This window comes from Achromobacter piechaudii NBRC 102461 (assembly GCF_001571245.1).
In the GTDB taxonomy this organism is placed as follows: Bacteria; Pseudomonadota; Gammaproteobacteria; order Burkholderiales; family Burkholderiaceae_B; genus Achromobacter; species Achromobacter piechaudii.
This window is the reverse complement of the sequence record NZ_BCTK01000005.1, coordinates 681,883-698,790: the sequence shown is the minus strand read 5'-3', so window position 1 is coordinate 698,790 and position 16,908 is coordinate 681,883. Positions and strand designations below refer to the sequence as shown.

Sequence of the window (16,908 nt, the reverse complement as noted above, 5' to 3'; positions counted from 1 at the left end):
GGCTTCGCGCGATGCCCCGATGACCGACGACTCCAAATACACGCGCCAGACCGTAACCCAGATCCATACCTGGGTGCCCGACAAGCTGTTCTCCTTGCGCGTGACCCGCGACGACGCCTATACGTTCTTGCCGGGCCAATTTGCTCGCGTCGGCCTGCCCGGGGCCGATGACCCCCACGGCCCGCCCACCCTGTGGCGCGCCTACTCCATGGTCTCCGCGCCGCACGAGTCGGGGTTGGAGTTCTATTCGATCGTGGTCCCCGACGGCCTGTTCAGCCCCCGCATGGCGCAATTGCGCCCCGGCGACGCGCTCTACGTCGAGAAAACGCCCTACGGCTTCCTGACCCTCGAGCGCTTTGCCCCGGGCGGCGACCTGTGGCTTCTGGCCTCCGGGACGGGGCTGTCGGCCTACCTGTCTTTGTTGCGCGATCCGGCCACCTGGCGCGCCTACCGCCGCATCATCCTGGTGCACGGCGTGCGCACCGTTGCGGAACTTGCGTACCGCGAAGAGATCGAATCGTCTCGCGCTCGGCCTGAACTGGCCGATCTGTTTGCGGCCGACCCGCACAAGCTTGTCTACCTGCCCATCGCCACGCGCGAAGCCTTGCCCGGCATGCCCCAAGAGCGCCTGACCACACTGATCGCCGATGGCCGGCTGGAGCAGTTGGCCGGGCTGCCCCTGGATCCTGAGCAAGCCAAAGTCATGCTTTGCGGCAACCCGGACATGTTGGCGGACGCCCGCAAGCTGCTGGGCGAGCGCGGTTTCAAGCCAGGCCGCCGGGGCATCCCCGGCAACCTGGCGGTAGAAAATTACTGGTGATCCCGCACTGCCCGGCGTAGTGCATAAATCCTCCGTTTGGTCTCTGTGCAGGGCAGATAAACGCCCTAAACTGGTGCCTAATGGGATGACGGGTCTCTTTTTAGCAACATATTCCCGGTTCTTGCGGCAGTTTCTTCAGGCTGATTGGATATATCTTTAGTCCTCGGCGCAATAATCGGGGCACACGCTCGACCCAGAAGGACATCACCCAAATGCTGTACCAATTGCACGAAATGCAGCGCGCCTTCCTGACTCCGTTCGCTGCATTCACGGATGCCGGTTCTCAGCTGTTCTCCAGCCCCTATAGCCCCCTCGCTTACACCCCGATTTCCCGCCAACTGGCGGCCGGGTATGAGTTGATGACGCGTATCGGCAAGGAATACCAGAAGCCCGCCTGGAACCTGCCCGCCACCGAGATCAACGGCAAGTCGGTCCGCGTGACCGAAGCGGTTGCGCTGGATAAGCCCTTCTGCCGCCTGGTGCACTTTCACCGCGACGTGCGCGGCGCGGGCAAGGACGACCCGAAGGTGCTGCTGGTTGCGCCGCTGTCGGGCCACCACGCCACCTTGCTGCGCGACACCGTGCGCGCCCTGCTGCCGGGCCATGACGTCTATGTGACGGACTGGGTCGACGCCCGCATGGTGCCGCTGTCGGCCGGGCCGTTCCACCTGAACGACTACGTCCGCTACGTGCAGGATTTCATCCGTCACCTGGGCCCGGACGTGCATGTCATTTCGGTATGCCAGCCGACGGTGCCGGTGCTGGCGGCCGTTTCGTTGATGGCCACCGCCAACGATCCCTGCCAGCCGCGCAGCATGGTGATGATGGGCGGGCCCATCGATCCGCGCCAGTCGCCCACGCAGGTCAATCGCCTGGCCACCACCAAGCCCTATTCGTGGTTCGAGAACCAGGTGATCCATCCGGTGCCGCCGCGCTACCCGGGGGCCGGCCGCAAGGTCTACCCCGGCTTCCTGCAGCATGCTGGGTTCATGGCCATGAATCCGGATCGCCACATGAAGTCGCACTACGAGTTCTACCTGGACCTGCTGCGCGGCGACGACAGCGACGCCGAAGCGCACCGCCGCTTCTACGACGAATACAACGCCGTGCTGGACATGCCCGCCGAGTTCTACCTGGACACGATCCGCATGGTGTTCCAGGACTTCGCGCTGCCCAGCGGCACGTGGGAAGTCGACGGCCAGACCGTGCGCCCCGCCGACATCAAGAAAGTCGCGCTGTTCACCATCGAAGGCGAACTCGACGATATTTCCGGACAAGGCCAGACGCGCGCCGCCATCAAGCTGTGCAAGAACATTCCGGCCGAGCGCAAGTCGCATTACACGGCGCCGAACTGTGGCCACTACGGCATTTTCTCGGGTCGCCGCTGGCGCGAAATGATCTGTCCTAAAATTGCCGAATTCATCCGGCAATCGGCTTGAGGACGGCAACACGCCGTCCAACGCAACACGCGCGGGCCCGGCCCGCGCCTTCTCAAGCCTGAACCGTATTCCACGGGGCCCGAGTGGCCCCTTTTTCTTTATTGGCCTTACATGTCCTGTCGTTCACTTGCCGACCGCATCGACGCCTTGTTGCCGCAGACGCAATGCACCAAGTGCGGCTATGACGGCTGCCGGCCTTATGCCGACGCCATCGCGGAAGGCTCGGCGCCCATCAACCGCTGCCCACCCGGCGGCGACGACGGCATCGCTGCGCTGTCCGCGTTGCTGCACACGCCTGCCCTGCCCCTGGACCTTGAACGCGGCGAACCGGGCCCGCTGCTCGTCGCCCGCATCGATGAATCGCACTGCATCGGCTGTACGCTGTGCATCCAGGCCTGTCCGGTCGACGCCATCGTAGGCGCGAACAAGCACATGCACACAGTGCTGGCCGACTGGTGCACGGGCTGCGACCTGTGCGTGGCGCCGTGTCCGGTGGACTGTATTCAGATGGTGCCCGCCGGCCGCGCCTGGACCGAGCAAGACGCCGCGATCAGCCGCCAACGACATCGCAATCACCTGGCGCGCGCCGAACGTCTGGCCTCGGACAACGCGCGCCTGATGGCCCCGGAGGCGCCCGCCGCCGTCAGCGCCCCGCCTGCCGCCACCGACGACGCGCAAAGCCTCGACCGCAAACGCTCCGCCATTGAATCCGCGCTGGCCCGCGCCCGGGCCCGCCGCAATCCGACGCAGTCATGAACGCAGCCAAACGCCGTGAGATCTTCGCCCGCCTGCAAGCGGCCAACCCCAACCCGACCACCGAACTGGAATACGACACACCCTTCCAATTGCTGATCGCGGTGCTGTTGTCGGCGCAGGCGACCGACAAGTCGGTGAACATCGCCACGCGCAAGTTCTTTCCGAACTACGGCACGCCGCAAGCCTTGTTGGACCTGGGCGAAGAAGGCCTGTCCGACTACATCAAGACCATCGGGCTTTATCGGACCAAGGCGAAGAACACCATCGCAACGTGCCGCATCCTGCTTGAACATCACGGTGGCCAGGTGCCGACCACGCGCGAAGCGCTGGAATCGCTGCCCGGCGTGGGCCGCAAGACCGCCAACGTGGTGCTCAACACGGCGTTCGGCCAGCCCACCATGGCGGTCGATACGCACATTTTCCGAGTCTCCAACCGCACGGGAATCGCGCCGGGCAAGAACGTGCTGGAAGTCGAAGACAAACTGGTGAAGTTCATTCCTCGCGAATATATCCAGGACGCCCACCACTGGCTGATTTTGCACGGCCGCTACATCTGCGTGGCGCGCAAACCAAAATGCCCGCAATGCGGCATCTCGGACCTGTGCGAATTCAAACAGAAAACACCCGTGTAAACCCTGCGGTCCAAATATGGCATTGTGATTTCAGCGAGTGGAAAACCGGGTTTTCCCTCGCTGAAATTATTTGATCAATTGCAAAGTATCAACGCGCATTTGCTGCAACGCATTGCGCTTTGAAAAGGGTTTTCCCGCCTTACATGCCGTGTATTGTCGGCCTGCCGACAATTGCCCTTTCCGCACTGCAAAACCTATGTAAAACCCTCATGGAATTTTGATAAAGAGGTCCGCATACTCGCCGGCAACTCATCGGAAAACTAAGAAAGTTCGCTAGGATTTCCGCCCTACGGGGGCCCGTCGCAATGACGACAGGCAGAGACCATATAAATACAACGCCGGTGCAGCGGACATGGATGACACAATCCTGGAGACAAAAGGCCTCACCAAGGAGTTCCGCGGATTCGTCGCGGTCAATGGGGTCGATTTGCGTATCAAGCGTGGGCAGATTCATGCCTTGATCGGGCCGAACGGCGCGGGCAAGACCACATGCTTCAACCTGCTCACCAAGTTCCTATCTCCCACGTCGGGAACCATCAAGTTCAACGGCATCGACATCACCGGCGAACGTCCGGCGCAGATCGCCCGACGCGGCATCATTCGTTCGTTTCAGATATCGGCGGTGTTTCCTCACCTGACCGTGCTTGAGAACGTGCGCATCGGCTTGCAACGCAAGACCGGGCTGTCGTTTCACTTCTGGCAAAGCGACAAGCGGCTGGCGGCGCTGAACGAGCCGGCGCGCGCACTGCTCGAACAGGTGGACCTGGGCGCTTTCGCGGACGAAACCACGGTGAACCTGCCGTACGGCCGCAAGCGCGCACTGGAGATCGCCACCACGCTGGCGATGGAACCCGAATTGATGCTGCTCGACGAACCCACGCAGGGCATGGGCCACGAAGACGTGGATCGCGTCACGCAGCTGATCAAGCGTGTCAGCGCGGGGCGCACCATCCTGATGGTGGAACACAACATGAACGTCGTGTCCTCCATCGCCAACACCATTACCGTGCTGGCGCGCGGATCGGTGCTGGCCGAGGGCTCGTACGCCGAAGTCTCGCGCCATCCGGCCGTGATGCAGGCCTACATGGGCACCACCGACGGCGAACTTCAAGGAGCGCACGCATGAGCACCCCGGCACTGGAAATCTCGGGCTTGCAAGCCTGGTACGGGGAATCGCATATCCTGCACGGCGTGGATATGCGCGTGGGACAAGGCGAAGTCGTCACGCTGCTGGGCCGCAACGGCGCCGGCCGCACGACCACGCTGCGGGCCATTCTGGGCCTGACCGGTTCACGCAAGGGTTCGGTGCGCATTCATGGCACGGAAGCCATCGACCTGCCCACCTACAAGATCGCGCATCTGGGCGTGGGCTATTGCCCCGAAGAACGCGGCATTTTCGCCAGCCTTTCCTGCGAAGAAAACCTGCTGCTGCCGCCCGTCGTGGGTTCGCTGGGCGGCGGGATGTCGCTGGCCGAAATCTACGACATGTTCCCCAACCTGCAAGAACGCCGCCATTCCCCGGGCACGCGCTTGTCGGGCGGCGAACAACAGATGCTTGCGGTGGCGCGCATCCTGCGCACCGGCGCCAACCTGCTGTTGCTGGACGAGATCTCGGAAGGCCTGGCGCCCGTCATCGTGCAGGCACTGGCCCGCATGATCACCACGCTCAAGCAGCGTGGCTACACCATCGTCATGGTGGAGCAGAACTTCCGCTTCGCGGCTCCGTTGGCCGATCGCTTCTATGTCATGGAGCATGGCCAGATCGTCGAGCATTTCGAAGCCACCGAACTTTCAGAAAAACAGGACACGCTCAACGAATTGTTGGGCGTCTAAAACAACCTGTCATCCGCCGGAACCCCGGCAACACTACACCGTAGGGAAGAGGAGTCATCCCATGAAGCTGCACACCATCACTGCTGCACTGGCCATGGCGGGCCTGGGATTTGCGGGGGCAACCGCTCACGCGCAAGGTATCTCCGACGATGTCATCCGCATCGGCTTCATCACCGACATGTCGGGCGTGTATTCGGACATTGACGGCAAAGCCGGTCTGGACGCGATCCGCATGGCGATCGAAGACGCCGGCGGCAGCATCAACGGCAAGAAGATCGAAGTCGTGTCGGCCGATCACCAGAACAAGGCCGACGTCGCCTCGGCGCGCGCACGCGAATGGTTCGACCAACAGAAGGTCGACGTCATCGTCGCGGGCACCAATTCGGCCACCAGCCTGGCCATGGCGGCCGTGGCTGCCGAAAAGAAAAAGCCGTTCATCGCGGTGGGTGCGGGCGCGTCCGACCTGACCAACGCGCAATGTTCGCCCTACACCATCCACTACGCCTACGACACCGTGGCGCTGGCGCGCGGCACCGGCTCGGCAGTGGTCAAGGACGGCGGCAAGAGCTGGTTCTTCCTGACCGCCGACTACGCCTTCGGCCACGCGCTGGAACGCGACACGATGGCCGTGGTGAAAGCCGCGGGCGGCGAGATCAAGGGCCAGGTGCGCGCACCGCTGGGCGCCTCTGACTTCTCGTCCTTCCTGCTCCAGGCGCAAGCGTCCAAGGCGCAGATCCTGGGCATGGCCAACGCGGGCGGCGACACCATCAACACCATCAAGGCCGCCAACGAATTCGGCGTGACCAAGACGATGAAGATGGCCGGCCTGCTGGTGTTCATCAACGACGTGCACTCGCTGGGCCTGCAAGCCACGCAAGGCATGTACCTGACCGACGGCTGGTACTGGGACCAATCCGACGCCTCGCGCGCCTGGTCCAAGAAGTTCGAAGCCAAGGTCGGCCGCAAGCCGTCGATGCTGCAAGCGGGCGATTACTCGTCGACGATGTTCTATCTGAACGCCGTCAAGGCAACCGGCACCGACGACGCCGACACCGTCATCAAGTGGATGAAGTCGAACAAGATCAACGACTTCTTCACCCAAGGCGGCTACGTGCGCGAAGACGGCCGCATGGTGCACGACATGTACCTGATGCAAGTGAAGACCCCGGCCGAATCCAAGGGCCCGTGGGACTACTACAAGGTCGTGGCCACGCTGCCCGGCGACGAGGTCTACACCAAGTTGTCCGAATCCACCTGCAAGCTGGTCAAGAAGTAATTTTCGGCTCATGTGACCCCAACGCGCGGCCCGGCCATTTCCGAGGCCGCGCGTTGAATTCGCTCACTTTTATCCGTACGCGCAGGATTTTCACAAGATGACTGATCTTTTCGGCATCCCTATACAGGCCTTGTTTGGCCAGCTATTACTGGGCCTGGTCAACGGTTCCTTCTATGCCATGCTGTCGCTCGGGCTGGCCGTTATCTTCGGGCTGCTGAACGTCATCAACTTCGCGCACGGCGCGCTCTACATGCTGGGCGCGTTCGTCGCCTGGATGGGGCTGTCGTACCTGGGGTTGAACTACTGGGTCATGCTGATCCTGGCGCCACTGGTCGTCGGGCTGTTCGGCATACTCATCGAAAAACTATTGCTCAGGCATCTGTACAAGCTTGATCACCTTTACGGCCTGCTGCTGACTTTCGGCCTGACCCTGCTGATCGAAGGTCTGTTCCGCAGCTTCTACGGCGTGTCGGGCCAGCCGTATCCCACGCCCGACGCCTTGCGCGGCGCGACCAACCTGGGCTTCATGGTCCTGCCGAACTATCGCGGCTGGGTCGTGGCGGCGTCGGTGGTGGTCTGCCTGGCGACCTGGTTCGTGATCGAACGCACCCGCCTTGGCGCCCTGCTGCGCGCCGGCACCGAAAACCCGCGACTGGTTGAAGCGTTCGGCGTGAACGTGCCCCGCATGATCACGCTGACCTACGGCTTCGGCGTGGCGCTGGCAGGCTTTGCCGGCGTGCTGGCCGCGCCCGTGCTGCAAATCTCGCCGCTGATGGGGTCCAACCTCATCATCGTCGTGTTCGCCGTGGTCGTGATCGGCGGCATGGGGTCCATCATGGGCGCCATCGTCACCGGTCTGGGCCTGGGCGTGATTGAAGGACTGACCAAAGTGTTCTGGCCCGAGGCGTCCAGCACCGTGGTGTTCATCATCATGGCCATTGTTCTGTTGATCCGCCCGGCCGGGCTGTTCGGAAAAGAAAAATGAATCGTCAATTCCTGGGCTATGCGGTATTGGCCGTCGTGGTGGCCGCTCTTCCCTTTCTTGGGGTGTACCCGATCTTCGCCATGAAGATCATGTGCTACGCGCTATTCGCCTGCGCCTTCAACCTGCTGCTGGGCTTTACCGGGCTGCTGTCGTTCGGCCACGCGGCCTTCCTGGGCAGCGCGGCCTACGCGGCCGGGCATGCGATGAAGGTCTGGGGCTTTCCCACCGAGATCGGCCTGCTGTTCGGCGTGGGCGTGGCGGCGTTGCTGGGTTTGGCGATGGGCGCCATCGCCATCCGGCGCAGCGGCATCTACTTCGCCATGATCACGCTGGCGCTGGCGCAGATGGTCTTCTTCTTCTTTTTGCAGGCCAAGTTCACCGGCGGCGAAGACGGCCTGCAAAGCGTGCCGCGCGGAACCCTGCTGGGGCTGGTGGATCTGTCCAAGGACATCAACCTGTACTACCTGGTGATGGCCATCTTCGTCATCGGCTACTTCATCATCTGGCGTACCGTGAATTCGCCTTTCGGTCAGGTGCTGCAAGCCCTGCGCGAGAACGAACCGCGCGCCATTTCGCTGGGCTATGACGTGGACCGCTTCAAGCTGCTGGCCTTCGTGCTGTCGGCAGCGCTGGCAGGCCTGGCCGGCGCGACCAAAACGCTGGTGTTCGTGTCCGCCACCCTGTCGGACGCCACCTGGCAGATGTCCGGCCTGGTCATCCTGATGACGCTGATTGGCGGGCTGGGCACCTTGACCGGCCCCATCCTGGGCGCCTTCATCGTGGTGCTGCTGGAAAACAAGGTGGGTGACTTCGGCCAGATGATGGCCAACCTGACGGGCGTGGAATGGTTCCTGCGCCTGGGCGAATCGGTGACCATCGTGATCGGCCTGATCTTCGTTATCTGCGTGCTGGCTTTCCGGCGCGGCATCGTAGGCGAAATCGGCGCGTTCATTGACAGGCGTCGCGCAGCCCGCGCCTGATCCGCGCACGCCATCCTTGCCGGGGCCGCATCACGCGGCCCCGTTTGCATTGGGCGCCAACGCCGGGGCCCGTACAATAAAACGCACCCAACCCCACAGGTGCCTGACCATGCGCAATCTGCATCCGCTCGCTCCCGTTCTTGGCGCTTTCGCGCTGGCTGTCGCTGCTATCGCGCCCGCCGCCAACGCAGCCGACACCCCCCCTTCTACCGCCACATGCGAAGTCAATCGCCCCATCCGTTTCAGCGGCCTGAATTGGGAATCCAACCTGGTGCTGGCCGGCATTGAGCGCTACGTGCTTGAGCACGGTTACGGCTGCAAGACCACCGTGGAAATCGGCGAAACGCTGCCCATGCTGGCGGCGCTGCAACGCGGCGACGTGGATGTGACGCCGGAAGTCTGGCCCGGTCAGATCGAAGGCGCGTGGAAAAAGGCGCTGGCCAGCGGCAAGGTGCTGGGCGTGGGCCATGTGTATGACGCTGGCGAAGGCTGGTACGTGCCGCGCTACACCATCGAGCGCCATCCCGACCTGAAATCCGCCGCCGATCTGGCGCGCATGAAAGACGTCTTCGCCGACCCCGAAGACCCCGGCCGCGGCCGCATCTATGGCTGCCCCGCCGGTTGGGCCTGCGGCACCCTGAACGACAACCTGCTGCGCGCATTGAAGCTGGACAAGGACTACGCGCTGTTCGCGCCGGGCTCCGGGGCCGCGCAGAAGGCCGCCATCGTGTCGGCCTACAAGCGCAAGCGCGACATCGTCTTCTATTACTGGACCCCGACCTCGCTGGTGGGCGCGCTGGACCTGGTCAAGCTGGAACTGCCCGCTTTCGACCAGGCCGCCTACACCTGCATGACGGATCCCAAGTGCGCCAACCCCGTCGCCACCGAGTTCAAGCCCAATCCGGTCGTCACGGGCGTGAACGCGGCCTTCGCCAAGGACGCGCCGAAGATCACCGAATTCCTCGGCAAGCTGACCGTGCCTGATGATGCCATCAACGCCACGCTGGGCTGGCTGGAAAACGAAGGCAAGGAACCCGAGGACGCCGCGCGCTATTTCCTGAAGCAGTATGGTCCGGTCTGGAGGGCATGGATGCCGACGGATGTGGCGGACCGCGTGCAGGCGGCGCTTGCCCGGGAATAAACGGCCGGCAGCGCATGGCTCGTCATGTATCCTGACGTTTCGGCGCCGCTGCCGCGCCACCCAAATTCAAGCAAAGGAAGAAAGACATGGACGCCCTGTTTTGGCACAACGGTCACTGGACCACCGACAATCCCAAACTGCTGGGTCCGGCCGACCACGCCTTCTGGATGGCCAGCATGGTGTTTGACGGCGCGCGTGCGTTTCGCGGCCTGACGCCCGACCTGGACCTGCACTGCCAGCGCGTCGTGCGCTCGGCGGAAAAGATGCTGATGAAGCCGCAGATCGGCTGGGAAGAAATCCAGAAGCTGTGCCTGGAAGCCGTGTCCCGATTCCCGACCGGCACCGAGCTCTACATCAAGCCGATGTTCTACTGCGCCGATGGCTTCCTGCTGCCTGACGCCGACAAAACGCAATTCGTGCTGCACGTGTTCAAGGTGCCGATGCCGGGCGAACAAGGCTTCTCGGCCTGCTTTTCCAGCTACGCGCGCTCGTGGCCGAACATGGCGCCCACCGACGCCAAGGCCTCCTGCCTGTATCCGAACGGCCAACGCGCCATCCGCGAAGCCGCCGACAAGGGCTTTGACAACGCCATCATGCTGGACGGCGCCGGCAACATCGCCGAATTCGCCACCAGCAACCTGTGGATCGCCAAGAACGGTGTGGTGTCCACGCCGGTCGACAACGGCACCTTCCTCAATGGCATCACGCGCCGCCGCGTGCTGGCGCTGCTCAAGGCCGACGGGGTCGAGGTCCAAGAGCGCAGCCTGACGCGCGCCGACATCGAAGAGGCCGACGAAGTGTTTTCGTCGGGCAACTACGGCAAGGTCGTGCACGTCAACCGCGTCGAAGACCGCGCGCTGGAATACGGTCCGATGGCTCGCCGCGCCCACAAGCTGTACATGGACTACGCGGAAAGCACGGGTCGCAAATAAGAAGTCCCAAGGCGCTGGCAAACTCGGCGGAATCAAAGTCAGCGAAATAAAAGGAAAGGCGCGTAGGCTATGGGCTTCGACCGTTAGGTGAGCCCATGTCCAGCAGACGCGACTTCCTGCGCAACAGCGCCGCCCTGGCCGGGGCCAGCAGCGCCCTGGCCCTCTTCCCCGCCGCCATCCGGCGCGCGCTGGCCATCCCCGCCAACCAGCGCACCGGCACGATCCGCGATGTGGAACACATCGTGATCTTCATGCAGGAAAACCGGTCGTTCGACCACTACTTCGGCGCGCTTGCCGGCGTGCGCGGCTTTGGCGACCGCTTCCCCATCCCCGTGCCGGACTGCCCCGGCGCGCACCACCGCACGGTCTGGACGCAATACAACGACCGGCCCGACGACGGCGTGGCGCGCACGGTGCTGCCCTATCGGCTGGACACGCAGGAAGCCTTCGAGACCGTGCGCGTGGCGAGTACGCCGCACACCTGGTCCAACGCGCAAGATGCCTGGGACGCCGGCCGGATGGGCCGCTGGCCGGCCGCCAAGAAGAACCATTCCATGGCGTACTACGAAGCCGCCGACATGCCGTTCCAGTACGCGATGGCGCGCGCCTTCACGGTCTGCGACGCCTATCACTGCTCGTTCACCGGCGGCACCAACACCAACCGGCTGTTCGTCTGGAGCGGCACCAACGACGGCGCGGGACGCGGCAACGGCCCGGCACTGGGTAACGTCTACAACAAGCTCACGGGCGGCGATCCCGCCCGCGCCTACACCTGGACAACCTACCCGGAACGCCTGGAGGCGGCCGGCGTCAGTTGGCGCATCTACCAGGACATGGCCGATAACTATTCGCTGAACCCCACGGCCGGGTTCAAAGCCTATCGCGACGCCTATCACGGCCTGCCCGGCTCCCTGCCCGCGCTGAAGGACAAGGCGCTGACGACGCGCGGCCTGGACCTGCTGCGCCAGGACGTGCTGGACGGCACGCTTGCCCAAGTGTCCTGGATCTGCGCCACCAAGGCTGGCTCCGAGCACCCCAGCCCGTCCAGCCCTGCCCAGGGCGCGGACTACACCGCGCGCGTGCTGGACGCGCTGACAGCCAATCCGGACGTCTGGAGCAAGACCGTCCTGCTCTTGATGTTCGACGAGAACGACGGTTTCTTCGACCACATGCCGCCGCCCGCCCCGCCCTCGCGCGATGCTGCCGGCACGCTGGCCGGGGCATCCACGGTCGACACGCAGGGCGAATACCACACCCTCATCACGGGCGTGGAAAAGGACGACACCCCGGCGCATCTGAATGGCGTGTACGGGCTGGGGCCGCGCGTGCCGATGTACGTGCTGTCGCCCTGGACCAAGGGCGGCTGGGTCAATTCGCAGGTGTTCGATCACACGTCCGTGCTGCGCTTTGTGGAACAGCGCTTCGGCGTGGCCGAGCCCAACATATCGCCCTGGCGGCGCGCGGTCTGCGGCGACCTAACATCGATCTTCGATTTCGCCACGCCCAACAACGAAGACCTGCTGCGCGCGCTGCCGCGCACCGCCGAACGCGCGGCTGAAGCGTCGGCGCTTGCCGGCACCGTCATCCCACCGGCGCCCGCGCAACCCGCGCCAGCGCGGCAACAGGCGGGCACGCGGCCGTCGCGCCCGCTGCCCTATGCGCTGCAAACACATGCCCGCGTCGAGGGCGATCGCATCGAGCTGCGGTTCGACAACACGGGCAAGGCCGGCGCGGTGCTGCACGTGTACGACCGTCTGCGCCTGGACGACGGACCGCGCCGCTACACGGTGGAAGCGGGCAAGCAGTTGCAAGGGCAATGGCAGGCGGCCGAAGGCGACCACCGCTACGACCTGTGGGTGCTGGGACCTGGCGGCTTTCACCGGCATTGCACCGGCCGCGCCGCGCCCGGTGGCCCGCCCCCGCTTGAGGTCAGCGCGGACTATCAGGCGCCGGACGCGTCATTGCTGCTAACGGTGCGCAACCCGGACGGTAAGCCACGGGTATTCCGGATCGAGGCCAACGCCTACGGATTTCCCCACCCGACGCGCGCCACCCTGGCCCCGGGCGAATCCGTGAGCCTGTCGTGGAGCATGGCGGCAAGCGGTGGCTGGTACGACATCACCGTGCGCGACGACGACGAGCCGGCATACACGCGCCGGCTGGCGGGCCGCATTGAAACCGGCAAGCCCTCCACGTCGGACCCCGACATGGGGCAAACGCTGGTCCTGCATTGGAATCCGCAAGAAGCCTGAACGGCGCGGCATCGGCGCCATGTCGTCCGAGAGACGGGCAATAAAAAACCGGGCGCGCGGTTCAGCGCGCCCGGTTCCATTTCAGACCGTTGGCGGTTTATTCCTTCTCGGCGCCCTTGCCCAGGCCCAGATAGCTTTCAATGACCTTGGGGTCGCCCGCCAATTCGCGCGCCGGACCGTGCAGGATCACTTCGCCGGTTTCCAGCACATAACCGTAGTCGGCGACTTGCAGCGCCGCGCGCGCGTTTTGTTCCACCAGCAAGATGGCCACGCCGGTTTCACGCAAGCGCGCGATGATGTGGAAGATCTCGCGCACGATGCGTGGCGCCAAGCCAAGGCTGGGCTCGTCCAGCATCAGCAGATTGGGCTTGGCCATCAGCGCGCGGCCCACTGCCAGCATCTGGCGTTCGCCGCCGGACAAGGTGCCGGCCTGTTGGCCGCGCCGCTCGCGCAGGCGGGGAAACAGATCGAACACTTCGTTCAGCGTGTCGCGCCAGCCGGCCTCGCGGGCGCGGTAGCGGCGAAAGCCACCCAGCAGCAGGTTGTCTTCAACGGACATCGTGCCGAACAGTTCGCGGCGTTCGGGCACCAGCGACATACCGGCCGCCACGCGCCGCTCGACCTGCCAGCCCGACACATCGGCGTCCGCGTACTGCACGGTGCCCGCGGCATGGCCGGTGTGCGGCAACGAGCCCATCATGGCGTTCAGCATGGTGGACTTGCCAGCGCCGTTGGCGCCGATCACGGTCACGATGCTGCCTGCGGGGACGGTCAGCGACGCCCCGACCAGGGCGCCGACCTTGCCATAGCGGGCCGACAGATTGCTGACTTCAAGAACGGGCGATTGCGTCGCGCTCATTGCACACCTCCTGCCGACACCGGCTTGGCCTGATCCGCTTCCGGCAGGTCGTCATCGATACCGCCCAGATAGGCTTCCAGCACCGCCGGGTTCTTTTGCACGTCGGCCGGCACGCCCTCGGCCAGCTTGGTGCCGAAATCCATCACCACCAGGTGGTTGGTCAGGCGCATCACAAAATCCATATCGTGTTCGACCAGCAGAATGCTCATGCCTTCCGAGCGCAATTGCTCAAGCACGCGCGCCAGGTCTTGTTTTTCCTTGTAGCGCAGGCCGGCAGCCGGTTCGTCCAGCAGCAGCAGCACGGGATCGGACGCCAACGCGCGCGCGATCTCCAGGATGCGTTGCTGGCCCAGCGCCAGATTGCCGGCCTGTTCGTAAAGGTATTCGCCCAGGCCCACGCGCTTGAGCTGTTCGGCGGCTTCGTGCAGCAGTTGCGCCTCGCGGGCGCGGTCTGAATGCAAAGCGCCTGCCAGCACGCCGACGTCCGAACGCAGATGCGCGCCCAACGCGACGTTCTCAAGCACCGTCATGCCCGGCAGCAACTGCACGTGTTGGAACGTGCGGCCCACGCCCAGTTTGGCGATCTCGCGCGCGGAACGGTTGTCGATGCGTTCTCCCATGAACGTGACCTTGCCACGCGTCACGGGCAGCACGCCGCTGATCAGGTTGAACGTCGTGCTCTTGCCGGCGCCGTTGGGGCCGATCAGGCCCATGATTTCGCCCGAGCTGACCTTGAACGTGATGTCGTTGACCGCGACCAGACCGCCGAATTCCTTGCGGATGGCGTCGACTTCCAGCACCACCTGCCCCGCTTGCGGGCGCGCGCGGGCAGGCAGAGCCGGGGCCGTCGCGGGCGGCGCCAGATTGCGGCGCGAGCCGTCTGCGCCGGTCACGCTGCTCCACCACGTCGCCAGGATCGGCCAGAGGCCATTGCGGGCGTATTGCAGCATCAGGATCAGCAGCACGCCGAAGACGATCATCTCGAAGTTGGCGTTGGTGTCCAGCAGCTTGGGCAGCCAGTTCTGCAACTGGTCTTTCAGCACCAGGATGACGCCCGAGCCCAGCAACGCGCCCCACACGTAGCCCGCGCCGCCCACCACCGCCATGAACAGGTATTCAATGCCGTAGTTGACGCCGAACGGGCTGGGGCTGACAGCGCGCTGCATGTGCGCGTAGAGCCAGCCCGAAATGCAGGCCAGCAACGCCGCCCAGACAAAAATCACGACCTTGTACGCAGCGGTGTTCACGCCCATGGACTCGGCCATGCCCGCGCCGCTCTTGAGCGCGCGGATGGCGCGGCCGGGCCGCGAATTGAGCAGGTTGCGCGTCGCCCACAGCGCCAGCAGCACGAAGACCCAGATCAGGTAATAGATGTTGCGGCCGCTGGCCAGCGAAATGCCGAACAGGCTGAGGGGTTCGATGCCGGCAATGCCGTCATGCTTGCCCAGCCAATCAATATTGCCGAACAGGAAGTACAGCGACAGGCCCCAGGCGATGGTGCCCAGCGGCAGGTAATGGCCCGACAGGCGCAACGTGATCGCGCCCAGCAGATAAGCCACCACGGCGGTCAGGATCAGGCCGGCCGGCAAGGCCAGCCACGGCGACACGTCGTATTGCGTGGTCAGGTAGGCCGTGGTGTAGGCGCCCAGGCCCACGAACGCGGCCTGGCCGAACGAGGTCAGCCCGCCCACGCCGGTCAGCAGCACCAGACCCAGCACGACGAGGCTGGCCAAGCCGATGTAGTTGAGTTGCGTCACCCAGAATTCGGGCGTGACCGGCACCAACGGCAGGCCCGCCAGGACGACGATGAATACGGCAAGCAGAATGCGGTTCATGACGTTTATTCCTCTTCGTCCACGTGATGGGTGCTGAACGAACGCCAGACCAGAACCGGGATAATCAAGGTAAAGACGATCACTTCCTTATAGGCGCTGGCCCAGAAGGACGAGAAGGATTCCAGCACGCCCACCAGCAGCGAACCAGCGGCGGCGACGGGGTAGCTGGCCAGGCCGCCGATGATGGCGCCCACGAAGCCCTTCAGGCCGATCAGGAAACCGGTGTCGTAGTACACGGTGGTGATGGGCGCGATCAGCATGCCGGACATCGCGCCGATGGCGGTCGCCAGCGTGAACGTCAGGCTGCCCGACATGGTGGTGCTGATGCCGACCAGGCGCGCGCCACGGCGATTGACGGCGGTAGCGCGCAACGCGCGGCCGTACAGCGTCTTGCCGAAGAACAACCACAAGGCGGTGATGAGCAGCGCGCACGTGGCGACCACGAACAGGCTTTGTGCCGACCAGGTCATGAAGCCCAGATCGACTTGTCCGCTGACGAACGCGGGGGTGCGCCAGCCTTCGGCGCCGAAGAACACCAGCGCCAGGCCGGTCAGCGCGAAGTGCACGGCGACCGAGACGATCAGCAGCACCAGCACCGTGGCTTCGGCCAGCGGTTGATAAACGATGCGGTAAACCATGGGGCCCAGCGGAATCACCAGCAACAGCGTCAGCAGCATGTTCAGCCACAGCGAGTTGTCGGGGCCGGTGTAGGCCTTGGTCACCCAGAGCAGCGCCAGCGGCAGGACGACGCAGGTGGCCAGCGTTTTGGGCAGGCCAGCGAAACTGCGGGTGCGCGCGCCGCGTACCAGTTCCATCGCCAGGCACAGGGCGCCCAGCAGCGGCAGCAGATAGGCGGTGCCGGGCACCTTGCCGTCGACCAGCATGGCCAGGGTCAAGGCGCCAAACGCCACGAACTCGCCCTGGGGAATGAAAATGACGCGCGTAACGGCGAATACCAGCACCAGCGCCATGCCCAGCAGGGCATAGATGGCGCCGTTGACGACACCGTCTTGCAGCAAAATCAGCGCAATTGAGGAATCCATCTAACAACCTTATTGATTCTTGGTGTTCCGGCCCCGCCCGGGACACTGATACGACACACCGGCCGGAGAGGCCGGTGCGAAGCATTGCTCGGGTGCCGCAAGGCACGCGCCACCACTTGGCGCGG

At 64.3% G+C, this 16,908-nt stretch carries 15 protein-coding genes; 12 read left to right on the top strand and 3 right to left on the bottom strand.

The features are described from left to right. Nucleotides 1-19 precede the first annotated feature (19 nt). From API01S_RS09855 to API01S_RS09800, 12 genes are all read left to right on the top strand, one after another. Nucleotides 20-820, top strand: a complete 801-nt coding sequence (locus API01S_RS09855; RefSeq protein ID WP_006218014.1) for a ferredoxin--NADP reductase — start codon at nucleotides 20-22, stop codon at nucleotides 818-820. Between the two features lie 212 nt (nucleotides 821-1,032). Beyond that, the gene (locus API01S_RS09850) at nucleotides 1,033-2,259 is read left to right on the top strand and encodes a polyhydroxyalkanoate depolymerase (protein ID WP_006218013.1); all 1,227 of its coding nucleotides are present in this window, start codon (nucleotides 1,033-1,035) and stop codon (nucleotides 2,257-2,259) included. Nucleotides 2,260-2,370: 111 nt separating this feature from the next. Next, nucleotides 2,371-3,015 (top strand): electron transport complex subunit RsxB, encoded by a 645-nt coding sequence (rsxB, locus tag API01S_RS09845; RefSeq protein ID WP_061304328.1) that lies wholly within the window; start codon nucleotides 2,371-2,373, stop codon nucleotides 3,013-3,015. Then, nucleotides 3,012-3,647: an endonuclease III gene (nth, locus tag API01S_RS09840; RefSeq protein ID WP_061304326.1), complete on the top strand. Its 636-nt coding sequence runs from the start codon at nucleotides 3,012-3,014 to the stop codon at nucleotides 3,645-3,647. Before rsxB ends, nth begins: the two co-directional genes overlap by 4 nt. Nucleotides 3,648-3,999: 352 nt before the next feature. Continuing rightward, entirely contained in the window at nucleotides 4,000-4,773 is a 774-nt protein-coding gene (locus API01S_RS09835; protein ID WP_006218009.1) for an ABC transporter ATP-binding protein, read from the top strand. Beyond that, nucleotides 4,770-5,480 (top strand): ABC transporter ATP-binding protein, encoded by a 711-nt coding sequence (locus API01S_RS09830; RefSeq protein WP_006218008.1) that lies wholly within the window; start codon nucleotides 4,770-4,772, stop codon nucleotides 5,478-5,480. Before API01S_RS09835 ends, API01S_RS09830 begins: the two co-directional genes overlap by 4 nt. 61 nt (nucleotides 5,481-5,541) lie before the next feature. Then, nucleotides 5,542-6,756 carry an ABC transporter substrate-binding protein gene (locus API01S_RS09825; RefSeq protein WP_050727868.1) on the top strand — a complete coding sequence of 405 codons (1,215 nt, stop codon included), beginning with the start codon at nucleotides 5,542-5,544 and terminating at the stop codon, nucleotides 6,754-6,756. Between the two features lie 97 nt (nucleotides 6,757-6,853). Then, nucleotides 6,854-7,741 (top strand): branched-chain amino acid ABC transporter permease, encoded by an 888-nt coding sequence (locus tag API01S_RS09820; RefSeq protein ID WP_006218005.1) that lies wholly within the window; start codon nucleotides 6,854-6,856, stop codon nucleotides 7,739-7,741. Further along, a complete protein-coding gene (locus API01S_RS09815) occupies nucleotides 7,738-8,721 on the top strand; it encodes a branched-chain amino acid ABC transporter permease (RefSeq protein WP_006218004.1) in 984 nt (327 codons plus the stop codon). Before API01S_RS09820 ends, API01S_RS09815 begins: the two co-directional genes overlap by 4 nt. A 109-nt stretch (nucleotides 8,722-8,830) precedes the next feature. After that, nucleotides 8,831-9,862 carry an ABC transporter substrate-binding protein gene (locus API01S_RS09810; protein ID WP_061304323.1) on the top strand — a complete coding sequence of 344 codons (1,032 nt, stop codon included), beginning with the start codon at nucleotides 8,831-8,833 and terminating at the stop codon, nucleotides 9,860-9,862. Nucleotides 9,863-9,948: 86 nt separating this feature from the next. Beyond that, entirely contained in the window at nucleotides 9,949-10,794 is an 846-nt protein-coding gene (locus API01S_RS09805) for a branched-chain amino acid aminotransferase (RefSeq protein WP_061304321.1), read from the top strand. Nucleotides 10,795-10,889: 95 nt separating this feature from the next. Next, nucleotides 10,890-13,046: a phosphocholine-specific phospholipase C gene (locus API01S_RS09800; RefSeq protein WP_061304319.1), complete on the top strand. Its 2,157-nt coding sequence runs from the start codon at nucleotides 10,890-10,892 to the stop codon at nucleotides 13,044-13,046. Nucleotides 13,047-13,143: 97 nt separating this feature from the next. Here the strand turns inward: API01S_RS09800 and API01S_RS09795 are convergent, their stop codons facing one another. From API01S_RS09795 to API01S_RS09785, 3 genes are read right to left on the bottom strand one after another with little or no spacing between them, the layout of a single operon-like run. Next, nucleotides 13,144-13,905 carry an ABC transporter ATP-binding protein gene (locus API01S_RS09795; RefSeq protein WP_061304317.1) on the bottom strand — a complete coding sequence of 254 codons (762 nt, stop codon included), beginning with the start codon at nucleotides 13,903-13,905 and terminating at the stop codon, nucleotides 13,144-13,146. Continuing rightward, entirely contained in the window at nucleotides 13,902-15,740 is a 1,839-nt protein-coding gene (locus tag API01S_RS09790; RefSeq protein WP_006217999.1) for a branched-chain amino acid ABC transporter ATP-binding protein/permease, read from the bottom strand. Before API01S_RS09790 ends, API01S_RS09795 begins: the two co-directional genes overlap by 4 nt. A gap of 5 nt (nucleotides 15,741-15,745) precedes the next feature. Then, a complete protein-coding gene (locus API01S_RS09785) occupies nucleotides 15,746-16,783 on the bottom strand; it encodes a branched-chain amino acid ABC transporter permease (protein ID WP_006217998.1) in 1,038 nt (345 codons plus the stop codon). Between the last annotated feature and the right edge of the window lie 125 nt (nucleotides 16,784-16,908).

Coding starts and splice junctions, on each gene's coding strand:
- API01S_RS09855 (WP_006218014.1), top strand. CDS start 20: ATGACCGACGACTCCAAATACACGCGCCAGACCGTAACCCAGATCCAT.
- API01S_RS09850 (WP_006218013.1), top strand. CDS start 1,033: ATGCTGTACCAATTGCACGAAATGCAGCGCGCCTTCCTGACTCCGTTC.
- rsxB (WP_061304328.1), top strand. CDS start 2,371: ATGTCCTGTCGTTCACTTGCCGACCGCATCGACGCCTTGTTGCCGCAG.
- nth (WP_061304326.1), top strand. CDS start 3,012: ATGAACGCAGCCAAACGCCGTGAGATCTTCGCCCGCCTGCAAGCGGCC.
- API01S_RS09835 (WP_006218009.1), top strand. CDS start 4,000: ATGGATGACACAATCCTGGAGACAAAAGGCCTCACCAAGGAGTTCCGC.
- API01S_RS09830 (WP_006218008.1), top strand. CDS start 4,770: ATGAGCACCCCGGCACTGGAAATCTCGGGCTTGCAAGCCTGGTACGGG.
- API01S_RS09825 (WP_050727868.1), top strand. CDS start 5,542: ATGAAGCTGCACACCATCACTGCTGCACTGGCCATGGCGGGCCTGGGA.
- API01S_RS09820 (WP_006218005.1), top strand. CDS start 6,854: ATGACTGATCTTTTCGGCATCCCTATACAGGCCTTGTTTGGCCAGCTA.
- API01S_RS09815 (WP_006218004.1), top strand. CDS start 7,738: ATGAATCGTCAATTCCTGGGCTATGCGGTATTGGCCGTCGTGGTGGCC.
- API01S_RS09810 (WP_061304323.1), top strand. CDS start 8,831: ATGCGCAATCTGCATCCGCTCGCTCCCGTTCTTGGCGCTTTCGCGCTG.
- API01S_RS09805 (WP_061304321.1), top strand. CDS start 9,949: ATGGACGCCCTGTTTTGGCACAACGGTCACTGGACCACCGACAATCCC.
- API01S_RS09800 (WP_061304319.1), top strand. CDS start 10,890: ATGTCCAGCAGACGCGACTTCCTGCGCAACAGCGCCGCCCTGGCCGGG.
- API01S_RS09795 (WP_061304317.1), bottom strand. CDS start 13,905: ATGAGCGCGACGCAATCGCCCGTTCTTGAAGTCAGCAATCTGTCGGCC.
- API01S_RS09790 (WP_006217999.1), bottom strand. CDS start 15,740: ATGAACCGCATTCTGCTTGCCGTATTCATCGTCGTCCTGGCGGGCCTG.
- API01S_RS09785 (WP_006217998.1), bottom strand. CDS start 16,783: ATGGATTCCTCAATTGCGCTGATTTTGCTGCAAGACGGTGTCGTCAAC.